This window comes from Mycolicibacterium sp. SMGY-1XX, from assembly GCF_059132455.1.
The window spans coordinates 6137671-6159494 of the sequence record NZ_CP101139.1 but is presented as its reverse complement, the minus strand read 5'-3'; the positions used below and the strand labels follow the sequence as shown (position 1 = coordinate 6159494).

The window sequence follows — 21824 nt, the reverse complement described above, 5'->3', positions numbered from 1 at the left end:
GAGACTGCACACAGTGCGAGATTTCGGCGGAATCCACGCACAGTGTGCAGTCTCGGCGTTCGTCTTTTCTAGCGCTTGCCGGGGCGGCGGGCACCCTTGGCGATCCCGAGGCCCTTCACCGGTGGCTCGTCACCGACGACGCGTGCTTCACCGTTGCCGTTGGATGACGGTGCGTCCGGCTCGGGGGCGGGCGCCGGCTCGGGCTCCGCTTCGGGCTCGGGGGCGGGCTCAGGGGCGGGCGCAGGCGCCGCCTTCGGCGCTGCCGGAGCCTTCTTGGCGCCGGGGCGACGGGCGCCCGGTGCGATACCGAGGCCCTTGACCGGCGGTTCCGGCTTGGTGGTCTCCAGGCCCAGATCGGAGTCGGCCGTGTCGGCGTCCTCGGTGCCTGCCTTGGCTTGATCCGGGTCGACGTTGGCCGGCTGCACCACCGTCTCCGCGCCTTCGTTCGGCGATGCCTTGGCGGGGGCGGCCTTCTTGGCGCCGGGGCGACGAGCGCCGGCGGCGATCCCCAGACCCTTCACCGGCGGCTCGGCTTTCGGGGCCGCCTCAGCCGGAGCCTCGGTTGTGGCTTCAGGGGCCTTGGCGGCGGCGGGTGCAGCCTTTTTGGCGCCGGGGCGTTTGGCTCCGCCGGCGATGCCGAGGCCCTTGACGGGTGCTTCGGCTTTCGGTGCCTCGGTTTTCGGTGCCTCGGCCTTGGGGGTCTCGGCGGCCGGTGTGGCCGCAGCTTTCTTGGCGCCGGGACGTTTGGCCCCGCCGGCGATGCCGAGGCCTTTGACGGGTGCCTCGGTCTTGGCTTCCTCGGCGGGGGCGGATGCGGCGGCCGGTGTGGCCGCGGCTTTCTTGGCGCCGGGGCGTTTGGCTGCGCCGGCGATGCCGAGGCCCTTGACCGGCGCCTGCGTCTTCGCCTCGGCCGGAGCGGCTTCGGGCTCGGCCTCGATGTCCTCGGCCTCGACCTCGGCGGGCGCTTCCTCGGCTTCGGCCTCGGTCTCCGCCTTCTGGGCGGCACGCTTCTCTGCTTCCTCGGCGGCGGTGCCCTTGGCGGGCAGCGTCACCGAGCTCAGGTCCAGCGAGCCCAGCAGCAGCTGAGCCACGTCGAGCACCTCGACCTTCTCGACGTCCCGGGTCGCGGCGACGTCGTCCACGCCGTCGGTCATCATGACGCGGCAGAACGGGCAACCCGTCGCGATCTTGGAGGCGCCGGTGTCCATGGCCTCTTCGGTGCGCTCGACGTTCACGCGCTTGCCGATGTGCTCTTCCATCCACATCCGCGCGCCGCCGGCGCCGCAGCACAGGCCGCGGTCGGCGTGCCGGGGCATTTCCTTGAGCGTGGCGCCGGACGCGCCGACCAGGTCACGCGGAGCCTCGTAGACCTTGTTGTGCCGGCCCAGGTAGCAGGGATCGTGGTAGGTGATGTCTTGGCTCACCGAGTTCACCGGCACCAGCAACTTGTCCCGGACCAGCCGGTTCAGCAGCTGAGTGTGGTGCAGCACCGTGTAGTTGGCACCCACCTGGGAGTACTCGCGGCCCAGGGTGTTGAAGCAGTGCGGGCAGGTGACCACGATCTTGCGGTCGACGGTCTCGACCCCCTCGAACAGGTCGTTGATGGTCTCGATGTTCTGCGCGGCGAGCTGCTGGAACAGGAACTCGTTGCCCGAGCGCCGCGCCGAGTCGCCGGTGCAGGTCTCGCCGTCGCCCAGCACCAGGAACTTCACCCCGGCCACCGCCAGCAGCTCGGCGACGGCCTTCGTGGTCTTCTTGGCGCGGTCTTCGTAGGCGCCGGCGCAGCCGACCCAGAACAGATACTCGTAGCCGTCGAAGCTGTCGACGTCCTTGCCGTACACCGGGATGTCGAACTCGACCTCGTCGATCCAGTTTAGGCGGTCCTTGGCGTTCTGGCCCCAGGGGTTGCCCTTGTTCTCCAGGTTCTTGAACAGCACACCGAGCTCGGAGGGGAATTCCGATTCCATCAGCACCTGGTAGCGGCGCATGTCGACGATGTGGTCGATGTGCTCGATGTCGACGGGGCACTGCTCGACGCAGGCGCCGCAGGTGGTGCAGCTCCACAGCACGTCGGGGTCGATGACGCCGCCCTGCTCGAGGGTGCCGACCAACGGGCGGGTGGCCTGGTCCGGGCCGGAGCCCATGATGCGCTCGAACCCGGACTCGGGCACGTGCTCGTGCGAATGCTCCTCGGAGTGCTTCTCGCCGCGGATCTCCTCGCCGAGACCACCCTCAGGGGTGTTCTCCAGCGGGGTTTCCTTGTCGCCCAGGATGTAGGGCGCCTTCGCGAAGAGGTGATCGCGCAGGTTCATGATGACGAGCTTCGGCGACAGTGGCTTGCCGGTGTTCCACGCCGGGCACTGCGACTGGCAGCGGCCGCACTCGGTACAGGTGGTGAAGTCGAGGTAGCCCTTCCAGCTGAAGTCCTCGATCTTGCCGCGGCCCAGCACAGCATCCTCGGCGGGATCCTCGAAGTCGATCAGTTCGCCCTTGTGCTCCATGGGCAGCAGCGGGCCCAGGCCGTCGGGCAGCCGCTTGAACGTGACGTTGATGGGCGCCAGACCGATGTGCAGGTGCTTGGAGTGCAGCACGATCAACAGGAAGACCAGCATGACGCCGATGTGGGCGAGCAGTGCGACCGTCTCGATGATGTGGTTGGCGCTGTGTCCCAGCGGCTCCAGGACGATCGCCAGACCGTGGGAGAGGAACGCGCCCCAGCCGTACGGGAAGGCCTCGCCGAGGTTGTTGACGGCCGCGGCGCGGAAGATCGCGTAGGTCAAGATGACCAGGAAGATCATGAACAGGATCAGCCATGCGCCGCCGGTGTGCGAGCCGTAGAAGCGCGAGTCGCGGCCGTGCTCCTTGGGCTCGGACCGCAGTCGGATGATCGAGAAGACGATGATGCCGAGCAGTACGGCCAGGGCGAAGAAGTCCTGTAGAAAGCCCAGGGCGTCCCACCGGCCGATGAGCGGGATGTGGAACTCGGGATTGAACAGCACGCCGTAGGCCTCGAGGTACACCGAGGCGAGGATGAAGAAGCCCCACATGGTGAAGAAGTGGGCGATGCCGGGCAGGTTCCACTTGAGCAATTTCGCCTGACCGAGGACTTCAGTGAACTGCGCTTTGATCCGGTCGGGGACGTCGTCTTTGCGTCCGGCAGCATCGCTGATGGGCTGTCCGGAGCGAATCAAGTTAACGAGCCAGAGCACTCGCTTGACGGCGAGGCCGGCCACAACGGCCGTTCCGAGCAGGCCTATTGCCAGCCTGACCCATTCCAACGTGCCCACAAGTGCCTCCCCAATCGAAGTTACTCAACAGTAACTTATTGGATGTTACCGGTCGGTAACTTAAGCGCGATCCAGCTCATAGTTACATCCCGGCGCAAATGTCCGCTACGGAGGCTTACCTAACTTGGCGCTAAATGTGGTACGCGTCTCACCTCTGGGGTGAAAGCAGCGCACGCAACATCGACAACATCTCCGACCGTGACTCGGCGCCGAGGCGTCGACGGATCCGGGCGACGTGGTGTTCGACCGTCTTGGCGGAGATGAACAACTGGGCGCCGATGTCCCGATACGGCATCCCGAGGATCAGGAGTTCGGCGACTTCGCGTTCCCGGTCCGACAACGGGGAACCGGTAGGTGTCGCGGGTCCGCCGGGCGTCGATGCGGTCACCGGGGATTCCGTCGCCGGCAGGTCCGCACCGCCTGAGGTCATCTTCAGATCACGCGCGATCTGCAGCATCGCGCCGGAGACCCGGGGATCCGGGGCTTGCAGCGCCGCCTGGCCGGCCAGCCGTGTCGCATCCCAGGTCAGTCCGAACTGGGCGAGCCCACGAGCGGCGGCGGTGACCTCGTCGACGTCGACCTGCCGAGCGAGCACACGCAGCCATGACCTCCCGGCCACGGCCAGTGCGCGGGCGAAGTCGCTGCTGGCGCCGGCTGCGGTCAGCGCCTGCCCGTGCGGGGCCAGCGACTCGGGTGCATTGGCCAGAATCGCGGCGTGCACACCGGCCCAGTGCAGGGGCAGGGACCACGCGCCGGGATTACCGAGGGAGGCCAGGATGCTGAATGCCTGCTCGATCGGATGGGTGAGCCGGTCCATCTGCCGTAGCCGCGCGGCGGCCACCCACAACTCGCCCAGCGGCAGCAGCGAGTACAGGTCGACCGAGTACTCGGTCACCACATCCATGGCCGCTGACCAGTGGGTGAGCAGCGCACCGGCGTCACCGCTGCGGCGCGCCAGGCCGGTGCGCAGCGCGGCGGCCCACAGCGCGTCGCGCCGGTGCAGACCGGAGGAGGGAATACCGCTGACCTCGGCAGCCGCCCCGGCCAGGTGACCGTCCTGCATCTTGACCCACGCCGACAGCAGTTGCAGCCGGTGACTGAACATCACGGTTTCCGAGGTGCCGGCGGCCCTGGCCAGCACACTGCGAGCCCGTACCGCATCACCGGCATGCAAGGCCGCAAGGCTCACCAGTGCGGCCGGGCTGTCGGGAAGTGCTTCGGACGCGGCCTTCTCCGGGCCGATGGCTTGGCCGAATCGGGTGACCGCGGCCGGATAGGACTGTTCCACCGTGCTCAGCAGCCCCTCGGCCAGGCTGCGTGCGGCTCGCGCCGCGGCGGTGGGGGGACCGCTCGGGGCCGACAGCGACTCGCGCGCCGCGACAGCCTGCCCGGCTCCCAGGAGAACGACGACGGCGCTGGCGCTCAGTACTGCGTCGTCCTGCGGCCCGATCCATCCGAACAGTTCGGCGGCGTGCGCGACGTCGCCGTCATGGGCGGCGACAGCCGCGGCGATGCGCACGGCAGATGCCCGTTCACCAGCGCTCGGGGAGGCCAGCAGCTCATCGGTCAGCGCGGCGGCGCCGGCGCAGTCGCCGGTGAGGGCCAGCGCGTCGGCCAGCGCGACGGTGGGCGCGTCGGCGCCCGCGGCGGTGGCAGCGCGCAGCAGCCGCGCGACGGTCTGCGGCCTGCCGCGGATGCGGGCGGCCTCGTCGCTGAGGACGGCGGTGAGCGCGGGGTCACGCACACCGTGTTCGGCAAGGCGCAGCGCCAACTCCGGGGCGAGGGCACCCATGTCGAGTTGTGAACGCAGCAAAGAGCTTTCGATCTCGTGGTGACGCGCGGTGCCGACGATCCGCGTGGTCGCACCGTGCACCGCCGACAGAAAAGCAGCTCCGTGCGCCGGACTCAACAATCCGGTGGCGTGTGCGCTTGCGACGAGTGCGTGCGCCTCCTCCAGCCCGAGGCGCAGCGCCGCGGCGACATCCGTCGGCCCCAGATCCGGACTCAACGACGTGACCAGCAGCGCATCGACAACCGGTTGCTCGGTGCGGCGCAGGCGTTCGGTGAGCACATTCTGTGTGACGGCGGTGGGATCCGTGTCGGCCTCTAGTGCTGCGGCCAACAGGAACGGCAACCCCGCGGTGGCTGACATGATCGAATCGACCCGGCCGGCAGGGGGATCCGACAACCGTGCGATGACCTCCGAGCGGGAGAGCGGACCGAGGACGATGCGCGGGTTCTCGCGCTCGAGAGCGGCCATCAACTCGCGCAGGGCGGCGTTGTGTTCCCTGGCCTCGGTCGCGACGATCACGGTGCTGTGCGGATCCGCCACCAGCGTGGCCAGAGAGTTCAGCTCGGCCGCGGACAGCACATGGGCGTCATCCACCAGAACCGCCGCGTCCCCGCCAGCGGCGGGTGGGCGGCTGCGCACATCAATGCCATTGCTGCGCAGAGCATTTCGCAGCTCAGCCAGTGATGTGCTCTTTCCGGTGCCGATCCCGCCGGTGATGAGGAGCTTGACAGGCGAGTCGTGCACCGAGGAGAGCAGGGTCGACCACCGGCGGGTGCCCGCCGGGTCGGCCATGGTCATCCCGCATCCGGGAAGGTGGGGACCACCGGATCGTCGGGAACATCCGGCACGTCGGGTATCACGGGTTCATCGGGTGTTGTCGGCGGCGGCGAGAACGTGGTGGTCGGCGGCGGTTGCGTCGTGGTCGGCGGCGGTGTCGTCGTCGGAGGTGTCGTGGTGGTCCGCGTCGTCGTCGTGGTGGTGGGAGTGGTCGTCGTCGTGGTGGTCGTGGTGGTGGTCGTTGTTGTTGTCGTCGTGGTCGGCGAGGTGGTGGTGGTGGTCGGCGGTGTGGTGGTGGTGCTCGGCGGCGGGGGAGGGGGCACCTCCGAGGTGGTGATCTGGCCGTTCTCGCCGGTGATCGTCACGGTTTCGGTGGTGAGTGGCGGCACTTCAGAGCTGGGGGCACCGGATTCGGTTGGCAGCGTGGTGGTTTCGGTGACCGGTCCGCTGTCGCTGCTGGTGCCCGTCAACGTCACGGCCAGGCCGCCCACTGCCAGCAGCGCCGCGGCGGCCGCGGCGCCGAACAACACCGGCGGGCGTTTGTACCAGGGCAGCGGCGGGGGTTCCATCACATAGGTCTCGTCGTCGCCGTGGTCGAAGTCCACGGCCGGACGCGCGCTGGTGGCGCCCTGCTGGGCATAGGTGTCGAAGGTGTAGTCCTCGCCGGAATACGGCACCGGTTCGTCGCCCGGTGAATCGTCGTCGGACCAGGCCAGCGCCCGGAACGTCGCCGAAGGTGAACCGTCCGAAGCGGATTCGGCTGCCGCCGCACCGGCCGCGCCCGCCGCCCACGCCGCGGGCGCAAGTCCCGTCGGCAGGTCGGCGGCATCGACCGAGGTCGCCATTCCGGTGGGCGCATCGGGGGAGGGGCCCTGGACCGCGAGCAGTCCGGCACCCACGGCCACCGTCGCAGCGGGATCCGGTGACGTGATGACAGGTACCCGCAGTTCCTCCGAGAGGCGCTGGGTGATCAGCGGGATCGCGGCGCCACCGCCGACGGTGGCTACCGCGGACAGCATCGCCGCAGGAATCCTGTTGCGCTCCAGTAGATCTCCGAGGGCGTCGAAGAAGCCGGCCAGCGGGTCGGCCAGCAGCGCCTCCAGCTCGCTCCGGGTGAAGCGCACATCGGTGGTGGTGCCGGGCAGCTGGACCGGAATCACCGTGGCGGTCTCGGCGGACAGCCGCTCCTTGGCCGACTTGCATTCACCACGCAGCCGCGTCAGAGCGCCCACCGCGGCCGTACCTGCTGTCTCAGCCGCGCCGGCGTCGGAGATGCCGGCCAGAACCTGGCTGAGGACGGCTTGATCGAGTTGGTCCCCGGAGAAGTCGGCATAGCGCACCACCTCACCGACGGGGAGCAGCCCGGCGCCGGCGTCGGCCAGGGCCAAAGTGGTTCCGCTGCCGCCGAAATCGCACAGCGCCACCACACCGCTTTCGGGCAACCCCTGCCCGGCTTTCAGGGCGGCCAGGGCGGCTGCGGCGTCGGGAACCAGATCGGGCGGGGCGCCGTCGGAGAACAGGCCGGTCTTGGCGCGCAACGCACCGCGCAGCGCCCCCACCGTGGCCGGGCCCCAGTGCGCGGGCACGGCGATGGCCACCCGATCCGGGGCGCCACTGCCGGCGACCGAGCGGGCCATGGCGTCGAGCGCTTCGGCGGTCAGTGCCTCGCCGCGGTGCGAGGAACCGTCCTGCGCCACCAGCGGCACAGGGTCCCCCACCCGCTCGACGAAACCCCACATCACCAGCCCGGGCTCGGTCAGATTCGGGTTCTCGCTGGGCAGGCCGACCTCAGGCGCACGGTGTTCGAACAACGTGAGCACCGACCGGCGCACCACGGGGGGCTGCCCCGTACGAGTTGCCACCAGGTTCGTCGCCCCGATCGACAACCCCAACGAGTCGGTCATATCCCCTACCTAACTTCTGCGCGTGGTGCGGCCCTCACCTTAACCGCCGCGCCACGTCGAACCAGCTACGCCGGGCCGCGATCCCCCTACCGGAGTCAATCCCCTATTGGGGCACCCCCTAATGACGGACTCGGGGCGGTGGGTTGCGCACCGATTCGGCGGCTCTGCGTCGGCCATAGCATCGACAGCACTAGGGGACTCGTTGTCGACCAGGGGAGAGACGGAATGGCGAACGAACTGCTGGACTTCGTGATGGGGTTGGTCCGTGATCCGGACGCCGCCGCACGGTACGCCGCCGATCCTGCCCGGGCCATCGCTGACGCGCACTTGACGGACGTGACCAGTGCCGATGTCAACAACCTGATTCCCATGGTGTCGGATTCGCTCTCGATGGCCGCACCGACATTCGGGGCAGGCGTTGACGAGGTGATCGACAGCAACGTGTGGACCAGCGGCGCCGCGACGGCCGCGTTCGACGCGTTCGCACCGCTGGCGCCCGTCGACATACCCGACGCCGGCGGTGTCATCGACGTCGCCAGTGCGGTGTCAGCCGAGCCCGCATCCGTGGTGGCAGACCTGGAACCCACCGCCGACAGTTTCCTGGCCGACGAGTCGGTGCAGCTCAGCGAGGTGGACACCGATCCGTTCGGCACCGACCAGCCCGCCCCCTGGGAGCAGTCCACGATCGATCCCCAACCCCACGATCAGGGGCACCCTGCCTTCGACCTGTTCGATTAGGGGCTACAGCTCCACCCCCGGACCGCCGGCAATGCGACTGCGTTGCCGGCGGTCCTTTTTGTGCAGTTGAGGGCAATTCTCAGGGTTTCTGAGGCAAGCCCCTATCGACCCCCTAATCCCCTAACGCCCCGGGCCGGCTGACCCCGGACACCTCCGGCTCAGGGAGGGGATTGCGCCCCGTTTCCGGGCTCCTGCGGCGCCCATAACGTTGTTCCCATCAGCCCCGGACACCCCGGAGCGAGCAAGCGAAAGGGACTCACATGAACATCATCGACTGGATCCTCGACCTGTTCCGCAGCGAAGACGTGGCCCGTGCATTCGTCGCCGCCCCCGAGCAGGCCCTGCGCGACGCCGGCCTCGCCGGTGTGTCGGCCGCCCAGCTGGGCGCCGTCGCCACCACCGCGGTTCCGGGCCTGGTGCTCGGTGATGGCGACCCGATCGTCGGCCTGCAGCGCGCCGTGTCCAACAACTACGGCTTCGCCCCGGCCACCGATTACTCGCCGAGCAACAGCCTGCTGTCGCCGAGCTTCGCACCGGAAACCAACACCGAGCTGGCCAGCCGCAACAACACCGACCTGCTGAGCGGGAACAGCGTCCCGATCGCCAGCCCCGACCAGGCCGCCGGGGCCAACGCCCAGAACGGCGCCTTCAACCTGGGCTTCGGTGACATCACTTTCGGCAACAAGACCTCCAACACCGCCACCGACGGCGGCGTGGTGGTCGACGGCAACAACACCGGCGACATCGTGAGCGGTGACGGCGCCGTCCTGGGCAACAACAACGACGTCAACAACGGTGATGTGCTGGCCGGCGCCGGCTCGAACGTCAACATCGGCGAAGGTGACATCGAGGACAACGGCAACACCAACACCGGCAGCGGCAGCATCATCACCGACAACGAGGCCCCGGTGTTCCAGGATGTCGACGCCTCCGGCGGCAACGGCGGTAACGCCAGCGGCGGCGGCAGCTTGATCGGTATCGGCGGCGGCAATGACGGTGGCAACGCCGGCGGTGGCGGAATCATCCTGGTGGACAACCGAACCGAGGAGACCTCGGTCGGCGGCGACCAGACCGCGATCGGCGGTGACTACGGCAGCGGCAACTCCGCGGACACCTCGGTGATCAGCGAGACCGACAGCAGCACCACCGCCATCGACAGCTCGGATCACTCGGACAGCTCGCTGATCGACACCAGCCTGCTGAGCGGCAACGACACCTCGCTGCAGAACGATTTCTCGAATGAGATGTTCTCGGGCAACGACACCGCCGTGTCGACGGAGGTCCTTTCCGACAATGACCCGTCGCTGGGCGTGGACACGACGCTGGCCAACGACTCTCAGACCAGCGTGGCCAACCTGGGTTTCTAGAACCTGACCGCTGAGACGGCGGGGACCGCACACCGGTCCCCGCCGTTTCGCCGCCTAAGTTGGACGAGTCCGACAGGAGAGTTCAGTGACGCAGCCCAATGCAGCCGAAAAGGTCGACCCGAGAAAAGTCAGGGTGATCGTCGAGCTCATCGACCACACCGCCAGGATCGCCGAACAGAATGATCGCGGTGACCTGCGCCAGCGCCTCATGGTGGCCAAGGAGCGGATCACCGACCCGCAGATCCGGGTGGTGATCGCCGGACAGCTCAAACAAGGCAAGAGCCAGCTGCTGAACTCCCTGCTCAACATGCCGGTGGCCCGCGTCGGCGACGACGAGACCACGGCCCTGGTGACCATCGTGTCCTACGCCGAGCAGGCCTCGGCGCGGTTGGTGGTGGCGCCCCCACCCGGGGGTACCGAGCCGGAGGTCATCGAGATCCCGGTCGCCGACATCAAACAGGATCTGCGCCGGGCACCCCAGGCCGGTGGCCGCGAGGTGATCCGGGTCGAGGTCAGTGCACCCAGTCCGCTGCTCAAAGGCGGGTTGGCGTTCGTCGACACCCCGGGCGTCGGTGGGCACGGCCAGCCGCACCTGTCGGCCACCCTGGGACTGCTGCCCGATGCCGACGCGATGCTGATGATCTCCGACACCAGCCAGGAATTCACCGAACCCGAGATGCGGTTCATCCGCCAGGCCCACGAGATCTGCCCCGTCGGCGCCGTCGTCGCGACCAAGACCGACCTGTACCCGTACTGGCGGCAGATCGTCGACACCAACATCGCGCATCTGCACCGCGCCGGACTCGCTGCGCTGCCGGTGATTCCGGCGTCCTCGCTGCTGCGCAGCCACGCCGTGGCGCACAACGACAAAGAACTCAACGAGGAATCCAACTTTCCCGCCATTGTGAAGTTCCTGTCGGAGAAAGTGCTGTCCCGGGAGAATGACCGGGTGCGCGACCAGGTGATCAACGAAATCGCCGCAGCCGCAGAGCATCTCACTCTCTCGGTCAGCTCGGAACTGTCGGCGATCAACGATCCTGACGACGCCCGCCGGCTCACCGACGATCTCGAGCGACGCAAACGGGAAGCGCAGGAGGCCCTGGCGCACACCGCGTTGTGGCAACAGGTCCTCAGCGACGGTATCGCCGATCTGACCGCAGACGTGGACCACGACCTGCGCTCACGCTTCCGTGCCATCACCCATCACACCGAGCAGGTGATCGACAACTGCGATCCCACGGTGCACTGGGCCGAGATCGGTGCCGAAGTGGAGAACGCCGTGGCCACCGCAGTCGGCGACAACTTCGTCTGGGCCTATCAGCGCGCCGAGGCGCTGGCCGAGGAAGTGGCGCGCACGTTCGTGGAGGCGGGCCTGGATGCGGTGAAGATGCCCGAGGTCAGTGCACGGGAGATGGGGGCGGGCTTCGATGGGCTGAAGTCGCTGGCCAAACTCGAGTCCAAGCCGATCGGCGCGGGGCACAAGGCCATCACCAGTATGCGCGGCTCCTACGGCGGCATCCTGATGTTCGGCATGCTGACCTCGGTGGCCGGGCTGGGTATGTTCAATCCGCTGTCGCTGGGTGCCGGTCTCCTTTTGGGCCGCAAGGCCTATCGGGAGGACATGGAGAACCGGATGCTGCGGGTGCGCAATGAGGCCAAGACCAACCTGCGCAAGTTCGTCGATGACGTGATGTTCGTGGTCAGCAAGGAATCCCGCGACCGGCTCAAAGGGGTCCAGCGACAGCTGCGTGACCACTACCGCGACATCGCCAACCAGACCACCCGGTCGCTCAACGAATCCTTACAGGCCGCCATGGCTGCCGCCAAACTCGAAGAGGCCGAGCGTACTACGCGGGTCAAGGAGCTCGAGCGCCAGCTCAACATCCTCAAGCAGGTCAACGAGAACGTGCAGAAGCTGAGAACGCCCGCCGTGTCGGCTTAAGGGCTCAGGGTGCGAGTCTCGTTGAGCCGCGGCCGCTTTCGGGTGGTCGTGGTCTCGTTGTCATCGTCATCATCGTCGCGGATGCGCGGCGTACGGCTGGGCCGCGATGTCGTCGACTCCCCGGAGCTGGTCTCCGAACTCGGGGTGGTGCTCGTCGCCTCGCCAGGGACACCGATGTCCGTGGTGGACAGGTCGACACTGGTGGGGAAGGTGGACGACTCGTAGGACGGTGTCGCGATGAACGGTTCCGTGCTGCGCAAGGTCTGCTGAGTGGTGGGTGCGTTGGTGGTGGTCATCACCGTCGGGGTGGACGGGCTGCTCCACTGGTCGGACATCCGCACCACGGTGACGACGAGCGCGGCGATCAACGCCACCCCGACCACGCCGGCGACGGAGAGGACGGCCGGGCTGCGATACCACATCTCCGGCGGTTGATCCGGATCGGGTTTCGAGGTTGGGGCCACGGGCGCCGATACTAGCGAGCGCGCCGGCACTGGCAACGTGATGGGCCTTGCGAACAGCTGCGGGCCGTAAACTCATGCGGCAATGAGCACGAGTGACCAGGTGCGCGCCATCCTCGGCGGAACTATCCGCGCCTACCAGGGCGAACCCGCCTATCAGCAGCGACCCGACGTGTTCAGTGAACTGGACAGGATCGGCTGGCGACTCAACCAACCGATCAGGATCGCGTTGGCCGGCACCCTCAAAGCCGGCAAATCCACCCTGGTGAACGCACTGGTGGGGGAGAACATCGCCCCGACCGATGCCACCGAGGCCACGCGGATCGTCACCTGGTTTCGGCACGGGCCGACACCGAAGGTCACCGCCAATCACGTCGGCGGCCGTCGAAGCAATGTGCCCATCACCCGCGATGACGGCCTGACTTTCGACCTCGGCCGGCTCGATCCCGCCGACGTCACCGACCTGGACGTCGAGTGGCCCGCCGCGGAACTGATCGATGCGACGATCATCGACACCCCGGGCACGTCGTCGCTGTCGCGGGACGTCTCCGAACGCACGCTGCGGCTGCTGGTTCCCGAGGACGGGGTGCCCCGCGTCGATGCGGTGGTGTTCCTGCTGCGCACGCTCAACGCCACCGATATCGCCCTGCTCAAGCAGATCGGCGAGTTGGTAGGGGGTTCGTCGGGCGCGCTCGGTGTGATCGGAGTGGCCTCGCGGGCCGACGAGATCGGCGCGGGCCGGCTCGATGCCATGCTCTCGGCCAAGGACGTGGCCACCCGGTTCACCACCGAGATGGACAAGACCGGGATCTGCCAGGCAGTCGTCCCGGTGTCGGGACTGCTGGCACTGACGGCACGCACCCTTCGGCAGGGTGAGTTCGTCGCGTTGGAGAAGCTGGCCGGTGTCGACGCCGCGGAACTCAACAAGGCGATGCTGTCGGTGGACCGCTTCGTCCGCGAGGACAGCACACTGCCCGTCGACGCAGCGACCCGCGCGCGGTTGCTGGACCGGTTCGGCATGTTCGGGGTCCGGATCTCCATCGCGGTGCTGCGCGCCGGTGTCACCGATTCGGTGGCGCTGGCCGACGAACTGCTGGAGCGCAGCGGGCTGGTGGCGTTGCGCGACGTGATCGATCAGCAGTTCGCACAGCGCTCCGAGCTGCTCAAAGCGCATACCGCGCTGCTGTCGTTGCGCCGCTTCGTCGAGGTGAACCCGATCCGTGCGACGCCGTACATCGTCGCCGACATCGACCCGCTCCTGGCCGACACACATGCCTTCGAGGAGTTGCGGCTGCTGTCGGCGTTGCGGTCACGGCCGACGACTCTCAACGACGACGAGATGGCCTCACTGCGGCGGATCATCGGCGGCTCCGGGACCGACGCCGCGAGCCGGCTCGGGCTGCGACCCGAGGAGCCTTATGACGGGCCGCGGGCCGCGTTCGCGGCGGCGCAACGGTGGCGGCGCCGCGCTGAACATCCGCTCAACGATCCGTTCACCACGCGGGCGTGTCGGGCCGCCGTACGCAGCGCCGAGGCCATGGTCGCGCAGTTCGGGCAGGCTGGCAGGCGCTGACCTACGCGCCCTCCTCCGGCGCGGGCTCCACCGGCGCTGGCTGAGTGACGGTTTCGGTCTGGGTCTGAGTCTCGGTCTGGGTGACCGTGCTCGGCGGGACCGTGGTGGTGGTCGTCGTCGTGGTCGGCGTGGTGGTGGTCGTCGTGGTGGTTGTGGTCGTGGGGGGCGGCGTTGTGGTGGTGGTCTGCGCCGACTCCGTGGTCGACGGCGGAACCGTCACGGTTTCGGTCTGACCCGGCGCCGGAACCACGGGCTGGGTGGTCGCCTCCTGCCCGGAGGTGGTGGCCGATGTCGACGTGGTGGTGTCGGTGGTGCTCGATGAATCACCCGACATCGACACGATCGCGTAGATCACCAGCGCGATCACGATGACCGCGGCCGCACCGATGCCGACCAGCGTCGCGGGTTTCTTGAACCACGGCGTGGGTTCCGGGGCGGCCGGCTGACCGTAGTCAGGCTGGTAGCCGTAGTCAGTCTGGCTGTACTCCGGGCCCTGGTACTCGCTGTAGGCCTGGCCACCGGTACCACCTGTGCCGGTGTCACCGGTGTAGTTGGCGTACTGCGTCGGGTCCTGGTCCGAATACTCGTTCGGATCGTCGTTACGCGCCACGGGCTGATAGTAGCTAGTCGCGTCCGCCCCAGTCGGGATTGCGTCCCGCCGTCGGGAAGTTGCGCGTGGGACCGTCGTCGCCCGTAACCCCGCCTTGGCCGCCCGGAGCAGGAGTTTGCCGGGTCCAGGTGCTGCGGGGCCGCTGGGTGTATTGCGGAACGTAGGTGTTCCGGTTCTCGGCCGACGGCGGTGGGGGTGGTGGAGGTGGTGGCGGCGGTGGCGGAGGCGGCGGCACCACGCTCGACGGTGCCAGCGTCGGCGCCCTGGACGACGTGGGCGCTGCGGACTCCGCCGTCGGGCTGGGCGAGGTGCTGGGTGCGACGTTGGTATCGGCGGAGTCGCCGTCCGAGCCGCCCGCGAGCAGCAGCGCCGCTGCGATGACGATCGCGACGGCGGCGGCGATGATCGCCCCCAACGCCAGCTTCGCCGACGACCTGCTGTGCCACGGGGTGTCTCGCTCGAACGGCGGGGGCGCGACGAACGCCGGTATCGGCATCGACGGGTCGGTGTGCGCGTCGTCCTGGTCGTCGGGATACCGCGGCTGAGCCGTGGTGGTCTCGGCTGTGGTGGTGGCAGTGAAGAACCGGGAGGGTTCGGGTTCCGGCTCCTCGGTGACGACGGGCTCGGGCTCGGGTTCCGGCCGTGTCTCGGGTTCCGACGCCGTGCCGCGGAAGAACCCAGCCGGCGGCTCTTCCTGGGCCGGCGGCGGAGTGGGCGGCGGCGGAGTGGGCGGTGGCGGAGTGGGCGGTGGCGGCGCTGGCGGTGGTGCTTTCGGGGGAGCGCCAGGGGCGCTGCCGAAGAATCCGCCCCCTTCGTCACCGCGGTCGGAGGCGAAGAAACCGTGATCCGATGCTGGGGTGCGCGAAGAGGTGTCGGGCGGACTCGAGGCGTGCGAAGCCTCGGGTTCTGCGTCTCCGGTGTCTGTGCGTCCACCGAAGAACCCGGCCCCCTGCTCGGGTTCGTGTGTAGCCACAGCTACCGAGCTTAACGGCCTTGCCTGGACTGATGATGCAGAAGTTCAGTCAGAGAAGTTGCCGAACGACACCGTCGGCGAACAACTCGAGGTGATCCAGGTCGCCCAGATCGAGCACCTGCAGGTATACCCGCTGCACCCCGCCGTCGATGAAAGCTCCGAGTTTGTCGACGATCTGATCCGGTGTACCGACCAACGGGGTGTTGGTCTGCAGTTCCTCGACTTCGCGGCCGATGGCCGCAGCGCGGCGCGCCACTTCGGCATCGTCACGACCGGCGGCCACCACGAAGCACGCCGAGTACGTCATCGACTCGGGGGCGCGTCCGGCCTCGGCAACGGTGGCCTTGACGCGATCGAACTGGGTGGTGATCTCCTCGAGCGACGAGAACGGCACGTTGAACTCGGAGGCGAACTTGGCCGCCAGGTCGGGCGTGCGCTTCTTGCCCTTGCCGCCGATGATGATCGGCGGTCCCGGCTGCTGAGCAGGTTTGGGCAGAGCGGGAGAGTCGGTGACGGTGTAGTGCTTGCCGCTGTAGTCGAAGGTGTCGCCCACCGGCGTCGACCACAGCCCGGTGAGGATGTCGAGCTGTTCTTCGAGTCGGTCGAAGCGTTCACCCAGCGGCGGGAACGGGATGGCGTACGCCTGGTGTTCCTTCTCGAACCAGCCGGCTCCGATGCCGAGATCAACACGGCCGCCGCTCATTTCGTCGACCTGGGCCACGGAGATGGCCAGCGGTCCGGGAAAGCGGAACGTCGCCGAGGTCACCATCGTGCCGAGCCGGATCTGCTGCGTATCGCGTGCCAGACCGGCCAGCGTCACCCAGGAGTCGGTGGGTCCGGGCAGGCCGTCGCCGCTCATCGCGACGTAGTGATCGGAGCGGAAGAAGGCCGAGTAGCCCAGTGATTCCGCTGCCCGCGCTACGGCCAGTTGTGCGGCGTACGAGGCGCCCTGCTGAGGTTCGACGAATACGCGAAAGTCCACTTGCGCAAGCCTAGTGCGCTAGAAGGTGTCGACGCCTTCCACGGCCACGAACATGCCGTGCCCGGTGCTGTCGTTGGTGAAGCGGGTGCCTTCGCTGTCGGCGGCGATTGTCCAGCCCGCGGCCTGGTAGGTGCGGTAGTCGATCGTCACGGTGGGGATGTTGCCGAGGTTGCCGAGGATCCACTCCACGGAGCCGTCTGAGGTGATCCTCACACCGTTGGCGGGTGCGCCGTCGACCACGGGTGAGTTCTCGAACGCCGATTCGCAGCCAACGGTCTGGCTGTTGAGCTGACAGCGGGTCTTGCCCGTCTTCGTTTCGATGTAGACGTAACCCTGCTCGTTGGTGGGGAGCTGTTCTGCCCGCGGCGGGGCTGCGGTCGCCGTCGGGATGGGGCTGGGCGGCAGCGTCGTCGTCTCGGTTGTGGTCTTCGTCGGGGGCGGGGTGGCCGCCGTGGGCTCGACGTAGGTACTGACTCCGTCGGAGGTCGGTTCTCCGTCGGTCATCGCCGAGCATCCGGCGAGCGCCGTCGCTGCGACGACCCCCGCGCTGATCAGACACCACTTCACCGATTTCACCACCATCACGAGCGTATTCCCGCTGTGGCAGGAGTTGCGGGTGTGACTCGGTCTCGATTGGTTAACGGGTCGATATCGCGCCGGCGACGCGAATCCGAAGCGCCCCACTCTGGGCGGGGCGCTTCTGACGGTGAATCAGCGGAACGACAGCTGGCGGGAACTAGCCGGAGGTGACCTGCGCGCACAGCAGGGTGGTCAGCGGAACGCTGAACAGCAGCAACGCCAGAACCGGATCGTCGCCGGCAACGTCGGGCAGCAGCGCCACGACCCCGGCGGCGGCACCCACCAGGAGCAGCTGCGCGGAAACGGTGAGCACAACGCCGGTGTGGCCGCCTTCCTCGTCCGGCGGCAACGCCCACAGCAGGGCGAACAGGGCGGCCGTCACTGCGATCACCGGTGTCAGCGGCGTGGCGATCACATTGGGGAGCCAGGACGCGCCGCTGACGATCAGCAGCGGAATCAGCACCAACCGGTTGGCGATCTCGGGAGACAGAAACGACCGCTTCCCCGCAACACCCAATACGGTCGCGGCGCAGCCGATGACGGTGAGGCAGATGGCGACCTGTGGTGCCTTGGCCCAGAACGGGATCGGCCAAGACAGCCCCAGTGCGTGCCCCGTGACGCCCACATAGACCGGAGTCAGGAACAGCAGGCTCACCCTGGCGACCGACTGGCCGACCGTCCCACGCCATCGCGTGCCGATCGCCACAGGCACCAGGGTGACCATGGCCACCCAGGCGATGACGAGTTCGAGGCCGGCAGGCGGGCCGATCAGCGTGTGGGTCGGACCGATGACCGCGCTGGCGACCAGGTTCACCACCATCGCGAGAGCGATCACGATGTGACCACACAGCGTGCTGACACCGATCGCCAAAGTTGTTGCCACATCACCGCGTTGCACGAGCGGGGTGTGGAAGGAGCGGCGAGTCACGAAGGTGATGGCGCCGGCGACGAGCACTGCGTGCGGCCAGGTCCACAGATCGCCGAGATCCCAATAGGTGTCCAGGAACCCTGAGTCGATGCCTGCGAAACCCGACACTTCGAGTGCGATGACGCCGACCGCGAGCACACAGATGACCGCGCTGAGTCGCCAGCCGGCGCGGTGCCGCGAGATGTGGTGTGCGACAGCTGCGCGGGAATGCGCGGCGATCGCCACACCCGCGGTGGCCATGGCGGCGACGAAGGCCAGTGCAATGCCGGGGACGTAGGTCTTGGCGGGCAGATCGGCGAGGAGCAGGTGCAGCACGGCGCTTTCGTCGCGGGGAGTGGTGTTGAGTGCGGAGCCCAGGGCAATGTTGGCGTACACGGCGGGAATCCATGGCGCCGCCACCAAACCGGTGAGCAGCAGGCTCGTCCACGGTCCGGGGGCCCGGCGCCGCACGTGCACGCACCCGATCACGAGGATGGCCGCGGCCAACCAGGCGATCGCCACCGGAATCGTCTGCCAGACGCGGTCGATCGCGAGAACCAGGACCGGTATCAACGGAGTCGCGATGCCCGCGCACCAGGCCAACACCACGTGATGACGCGGCCCGCCCGGATCTATCGCGGTGCATGTGTAGCCGACCGCCGCCACGGCCGACCCGAGCGCAACACCGCACAGCAGCGGCCAGAACGGCGCGTATTCGAAGGTCAGCGCTCCGCCGTACAGCGAGGTCTCTTCAGGGGTGAAAAGGCCCGGGATGAAGTCGAAGGCGAGCACGGTGGCCGCGCCGAGCCAGGTGAGTATCGCGAGCACTTCCAGCGGTACCGGAAGGGAGCCGGGACGAAGCCGCGCCGGCCGTTGCTTGGCGTCCTCCCACAGGCGTTGCACCAGGGATTGCTGCACGGGTGTCGCTTGCACTGCGGCAGTCTCGCGAAGCGCACTTGGCGATCACTTGGATCGTTGAAGGCGCCCCGCCGCCGGACCGGTGGACGACCGCACCACCAACGTGAGCGGCAGCAACAGTGAACGCGGATGCCGCGCGGGATCGTTGAGTACTTCGAGCAACAACCGGGCCGCCTCGGCACCGATTTCGTAGTGCGGGATCCGCACCGTTGTCATCGGCGGTGAGACCTTGTCCATGAGGGGGATGTCGTTGAACCCCACCACGCTGATGTCGTCGGGGCAGCGCAGGCCCCGCTCGGCCAGCGCGTCGTAGACGCCGAGCGCGAGCAGATCATTACCGGCGAGAACCGCGGTGAATTCTGGACCGTCGGTCAACAGAGCTCGCATGGCCTCCGCGCCCGCCTGCTCCGACCAGGCCCGGCAGACGACCGTGCGCTCTTTCTCGGCGGGCAGGTGAAAGTCTTCCAAGCTGGACATGAACGCACGGCGGCGGGTCACGCCGGTGGACAGGTCCTGAGGTCCCGCGAGGTGCACGACTTTGGTGTGTCCCAAGTCGACGAGGTGCTGCATCGCGGTGGCGACGCCCGAAGCGTCGTCTGAGGTGACCGACGGTATGTCGGCGCCGGCGCTGCGGCGGTTCACGAGCACCATCGGTGTCGATGTCGCGGCCAGTTCGTCCAGTAATGGGTGCTTGAGATGCGCCGTGGCGAAGACGAAGCCCTCGACGTTGCGCTGGCGAAACGACTCGATGGCCGCGCGCTCGATGTCCGGTCGATTGTCGGTGTTCACGATCCAGGCGCTGTAACCGATCGAGCGCAGGACGTCCTCGACTCCCCGCACGATCGGGGGAAACAGGGGATTGGTCAGATCCGGGATCACCAGGCCGATGCTGGCCGATCGAGAAGTCTTGAGGCTGCGCGCAATTGGGTTCGGTGAGTAACCCATGGCGGCGGCGACCTTCTTGATCCGCGCTGCCGTCTCGGCGTTGACCAGACCTTCGGTCTGTCGGTTCAGGGCACGCGAGGCGGTCGCCGGGTGAACGCCCGCCCTGATCGCAACCTCGCGGAGCGTCGCCCTTTGCACCGACCCTGACTCCCTCCGTTGCTGCACCCCGGATGCAGTCCGTCTCCAATGATGGAGTTCTCGCCGACCCCGTGCAATCCGCTGCGCGCAATCGTGTGAGATTAGTTACTTCACGCCATTGACATGACCCACATCACACCGCAGGATGAAGCAATCGATTGCAGTACCCCTCCTCGAGACAGTGGTTGGGCAACATGGCGCAGGCTTATCCCTCGACGACCCGGAATCCCGGGCCGCACCTCACCGACACCGCGGCCACCGCCGCACCGTTGATCGAAATCCGCGGCGTATCTGCCGGATATGAGAACAAGAGACAGAAGACCCGGCTCATCGCCCTTCGGGACGTGGAGCTCGATGTGTACCGGGGCGAATTCGTGGCGATCGTCGGACCGTCCGGCTGTGGAAAAACCACCTTGATCAACATGATCGCCGGCTTCATGAAGCCGTTGGAAGGCACGATCCGCGTCGACGGCCGCGTCGTCGACGGACCCGGTCCGGACCGGACCATGGTGTTCCAGGACTACGCGGTCCTGCCGTGGCGCACGGTGTACAACAACGTCCGATTCGCTCTGGAGAACCGGCATCCCCGGCCGTCGAAGGCCGTGATGCAGGACCGAATCGCCCACGCTCTCGACCTTGTGAGCCTCACCGGCTTCGAGAAGTCCTACCCCTACGAGCTGTCGGGCGGGATGCGTCAACGGGTCGGTATTGCCCGAGCTCTGGTGTCCGAACCGGAGATCCTGCTGATGGACGAACCCTTCGGAGCCGTCGACGCCATGACGCGGGAGGCCATGCAGGCGGAGTTCGAGAAGATCATCGCCGAGACCGGTCAGACCGTCGTCTTCATCACCCATTCCATCGACGAGGCGCTGACGCTCGCGGACCGGGTGGTGATGGTGTCCAACCGTCCCGGGCGGGTCAAAGAGGTCATCGACGTCGATCTGCCACGGTCCCGTTTCGACGAGGGAGTCAAGCGCAGTGAGCGATTCGGCGAACTGCGCGAACACATTTGGAGCGAGCTGCAGGCCGAGGCGTTGGGTGCGAAGGTCGGAGGGGCCCGATGAGCGCCGAGACCATCGCCTCCACGAGCACACGCCCCGAATCGTCTGCGGTCACCGAGGCGATCACCCGGAGCAGATGGGCGCCGTTCCGGAGTTTCTTCATCCTGGTGATCAACCTGTCGCTCTTCTTCACGGCCTGGCAACTGCTCGCCCTGTCAGAGGTCATCAACCCGCTGTTCTTCCCCAAGGCGACCGACATGTTCGCCGCGATGTACCACGGGTTCGTCGACGGCATCATCGGCCCGCAGCTGATGCACAGCCTGCGCAATTTCCTCATCGGGATGGTGATAGCCGGGGTGATCGGCATCCCGCTCGGCCTGCTGATGGGCGGCGTACGGATCATCGATCAGATCCTCAGTCCCTATGTGTGGGCGATGACGGCATTGCCTCGGGTGGCCCTCATCCCGTTGCTGATCCTGATCCTGGGATTCGGTAATTCCATGCAGCTCACCATCATCGTGCTGTCGGCCGTGTTCCCGATGATGGTCAACTGTATGGAGGGGGTCAAGACCGTCGACCCGTCATTGGTGCGTGCCGGCCGGATCTTCGGCGCGAACCAGGCGCAGTTGTACGCAAAAGTGATCCTGCCTTTCACCTTGCCGTTCGTCATCAGCGGTATCAATCAGGGCATCGCCCGCGGTCTGGTCGGGATGTTGATCGGCGAGCTGCTCGGCGGAGGCGGTAAAGGCCTCGGGTTCTTGCTCGATCGCGCCGGTGACCAGTTCGACGCGCCGATGATGTACGCGACTCTGCTTCTGCTGGCGGTGATCTCGGTGGGGTTGGTGCAGGGCATGCGCTGGATCGAACGCCGAGCGGCGCCCTGGCGGAGTTTCGCGGTGGCCTGATCGCTCCACCTCCCTCATCCGACGT

The 21824-nt window shown here is 67.5% G+C and carries 16 protein-coding genes; 6 read left to right on the top strand and 10 right to left on the bottom strand.

The annotated features are described in order from the left end of the window. Nucleotides 1-68 precede the first annotated feature (68 nt). The 3 genes from NL241_RS29350 to NL241_RS29340 all read right to left on the bottom strand — a co-directional run bounded on the left by NL241_RS29350 (nucleotide 69) and on the right by NL241_RS29340 (nucleotide 7760). Nucleotides 69-3287 carry a (Fe-S)-binding protein gene (locus tag NL241_RS29350; RefSeq protein WP_494395786.1) on the bottom strand — a complete coding sequence of 1073 codons (3219 nt, stop codon included), beginning with the start codon at nucleotides 3285-3287 and terminating at the stop codon, nucleotides 69-71. Nucleotides 3288-3435: 148 nt separating this feature from the next. After that, nucleotides 3436-5871, bottom strand: a complete 2436-nt coding sequence (iniR, locus tag NL241_RS29345) for an isoniazid response ATPase/transcriptional regulator IniR (protein WP_494398412.1) — start codon at nucleotides 5869-5871, stop codon at nucleotides 3436-3438. Between the two features lie 2 nt (nucleotides 5872-5873). After that, nucleotides 5874-7760 carry an Hsp70 family protein gene (locus NL241_RS29340; RefSeq protein WP_494395785.1) on the bottom strand — a complete coding sequence of 629 codons (1887 nt, stop codon included), beginning with the start codon at nucleotides 7758-7760 and terminating at the stop codon, nucleotides 5874-5876. Between the two features lie 225 nt (nucleotides 7761-7985). Between NL241_RS29340 and NL241_RS29335 the strand changes: the two genes are divergently transcribed. The 3 genes from NL241_RS29335 to NL241_RS29325 all read left to right on the top strand — a co-directional run bounded on the left by NL241_RS29335 (nucleotide 7986) and on the right by NL241_RS29325 (nucleotide 11807). Continuing rightward, the gene (locus tag NL241_RS29335; RefSeq protein ID WP_487694049.1) at nucleotides 7986-8498 is read left to right on the top strand and encodes an Rv0340 family IniB-related protein; all 513 of its coding nucleotides are present in this window, start codon (nucleotides 7986-7988) and stop codon (nucleotides 8496-8498) included. Nucleotides 8499-8758: 260 nt separating this feature from the next. Further along, nucleotides 8759-9865 carry an IniB N-terminal domain-containing protein gene (locus NL241_RS29330; RefSeq protein WP_487694050.1) on the top strand — a complete coding sequence of 369 codons (1107 nt, stop codon included), beginning with the start codon at nucleotides 8759-8761 and terminating at the stop codon, nucleotides 9863-9865. Between the two features lie 85 nt (nucleotides 9866-9950). Then, nucleotides 9951-11807: a dynamin family protein gene (locus NL241_RS29325; RefSeq protein ID WP_487694051.1), complete on the top strand. Its 1857-nt coding sequence runs from the start codon at nucleotides 9951-9953 to the stop codon at nucleotides 11805-11807. Here the strand turns inward: NL241_RS29325 and NL241_RS29320 are convergent. Then, nucleotides 11804-12271, bottom strand: coding sequence for a hypothetical protein (locus tag NL241_RS29320; RefSeq protein ID WP_494395784.1), 468 nt, complete (start codon nucleotides 12269-12271; stop codon nucleotides 11804-11806). The genes NL241_RS29325 and NL241_RS29320 overlap by 4 nt on opposite strands. 82 nt (nucleotides 12272-12353) lie before the next feature. On the opposite strand from NL241_RS29320, the gene NL241_RS29315 reads away from it, so the two are divergent. Then, a complete protein-coding gene (locus NL241_RS29315) occupies nucleotides 12354-13841 on the top strand; it encodes a dynamin family protein (RefSeq protein ID WP_494395783.1) in 1488 nt (495 codons plus the stop codon). Between the two features lies 1 nt (nucleotide 13842). Here the strand turns inward: NL241_RS29315 and NL241_RS29310 are convergent, their stop codons facing one another. The 6 genes from NL241_RS29310 to NL241_RS29285 all read right to left on the bottom strand — a co-directional run bounded on the left by NL241_RS29310 (nucleotide 13843) and on the right by NL241_RS29285 (nucleotide 19893). Continuing rightward, nucleotides 13843-14451 carry a hypothetical protein gene (locus NL241_RS29310; RefSeq protein ID WP_487694056.1) on the bottom strand — a complete coding sequence of 203 codons (609 nt, stop codon included), beginning with the start codon at nucleotides 14449-14451 and terminating at the stop codon, nucleotides 13843-13845. 13 nt (nucleotides 14452-14464) lie between these two features. Further along, a complete protein-coding gene (locus NL241_RS29305) occupies nucleotides 14465-15424 on the bottom strand; it encodes a hypothetical protein (protein WP_494395782.1) in 960 nt (319 codons plus the stop codon). A gap of 49 nt (nucleotides 15425-15473) precedes the next feature. Then, on the bottom strand, nucleotides 15474-16406 hold the full coding sequence (locus NL241_RS29300) for an LLM class F420-dependent oxidoreductase (RefSeq protein ID WP_494395781.1): 933 nt from the start codon (nucleotides 16404-16406) through the stop codon (nucleotides 15474-15476). Between the two features lie 18 nt (nucleotides 16407-16424). Then, nucleotides 16425-16988, bottom strand: a complete 564-nt coding sequence (locus NL241_RS29295; RefSeq protein ID WP_494395780.1) for a hypothetical protein — start codon at nucleotides 16986-16988, stop codon at nucleotides 16425-16427. A 154-nt stretch (nucleotides 16989-17142) separates the two neighbouring features. Continuing rightward, on the bottom strand, nucleotides 17143-18825 hold the full coding sequence (locus tag NL241_RS29290) for a hypothetical protein (RefSeq protein WP_487694060.1): 1683 nt from the start codon (nucleotides 18823-18825) through the stop codon (nucleotides 17143-17145). A 30-nt stretch (nucleotides 18826-18855) separates the two neighbouring features. Further along, a complete protein-coding gene (locus tag NL241_RS29285) occupies nucleotides 18856-19893 on the bottom strand; it encodes a LacI family DNA-binding transcriptional regulator (RefSeq protein WP_487694061.1) in 1038 nt (345 codons plus the stop codon). 194 nt (nucleotides 19894-20087) lie between these two features. Between NL241_RS29285 and NL241_RS29280 the strand changes: the two genes are divergently transcribed. Then, on the top strand, nucleotides 20088-20957 hold the full coding sequence (locus NL241_RS29280) for an ABC transporter ATP-binding protein (RefSeq protein WP_487694062.1): 870 nt from the start codon (nucleotides 20088-20090) through the stop codon (nucleotides 20955-20957). Further along, entirely contained in the window at nucleotides 20954-21799 is an 846-nt protein-coding gene (locus NL241_RS29275; protein ID WP_487694063.1) for an ABC transporter permease, read from the top strand. The genes NL241_RS29280 and NL241_RS29275 overlap by 4 nt, the downstream gene beginning before the upstream one ends. Nucleotides 21800-21824: the final 25 nt, after the last annotated feature.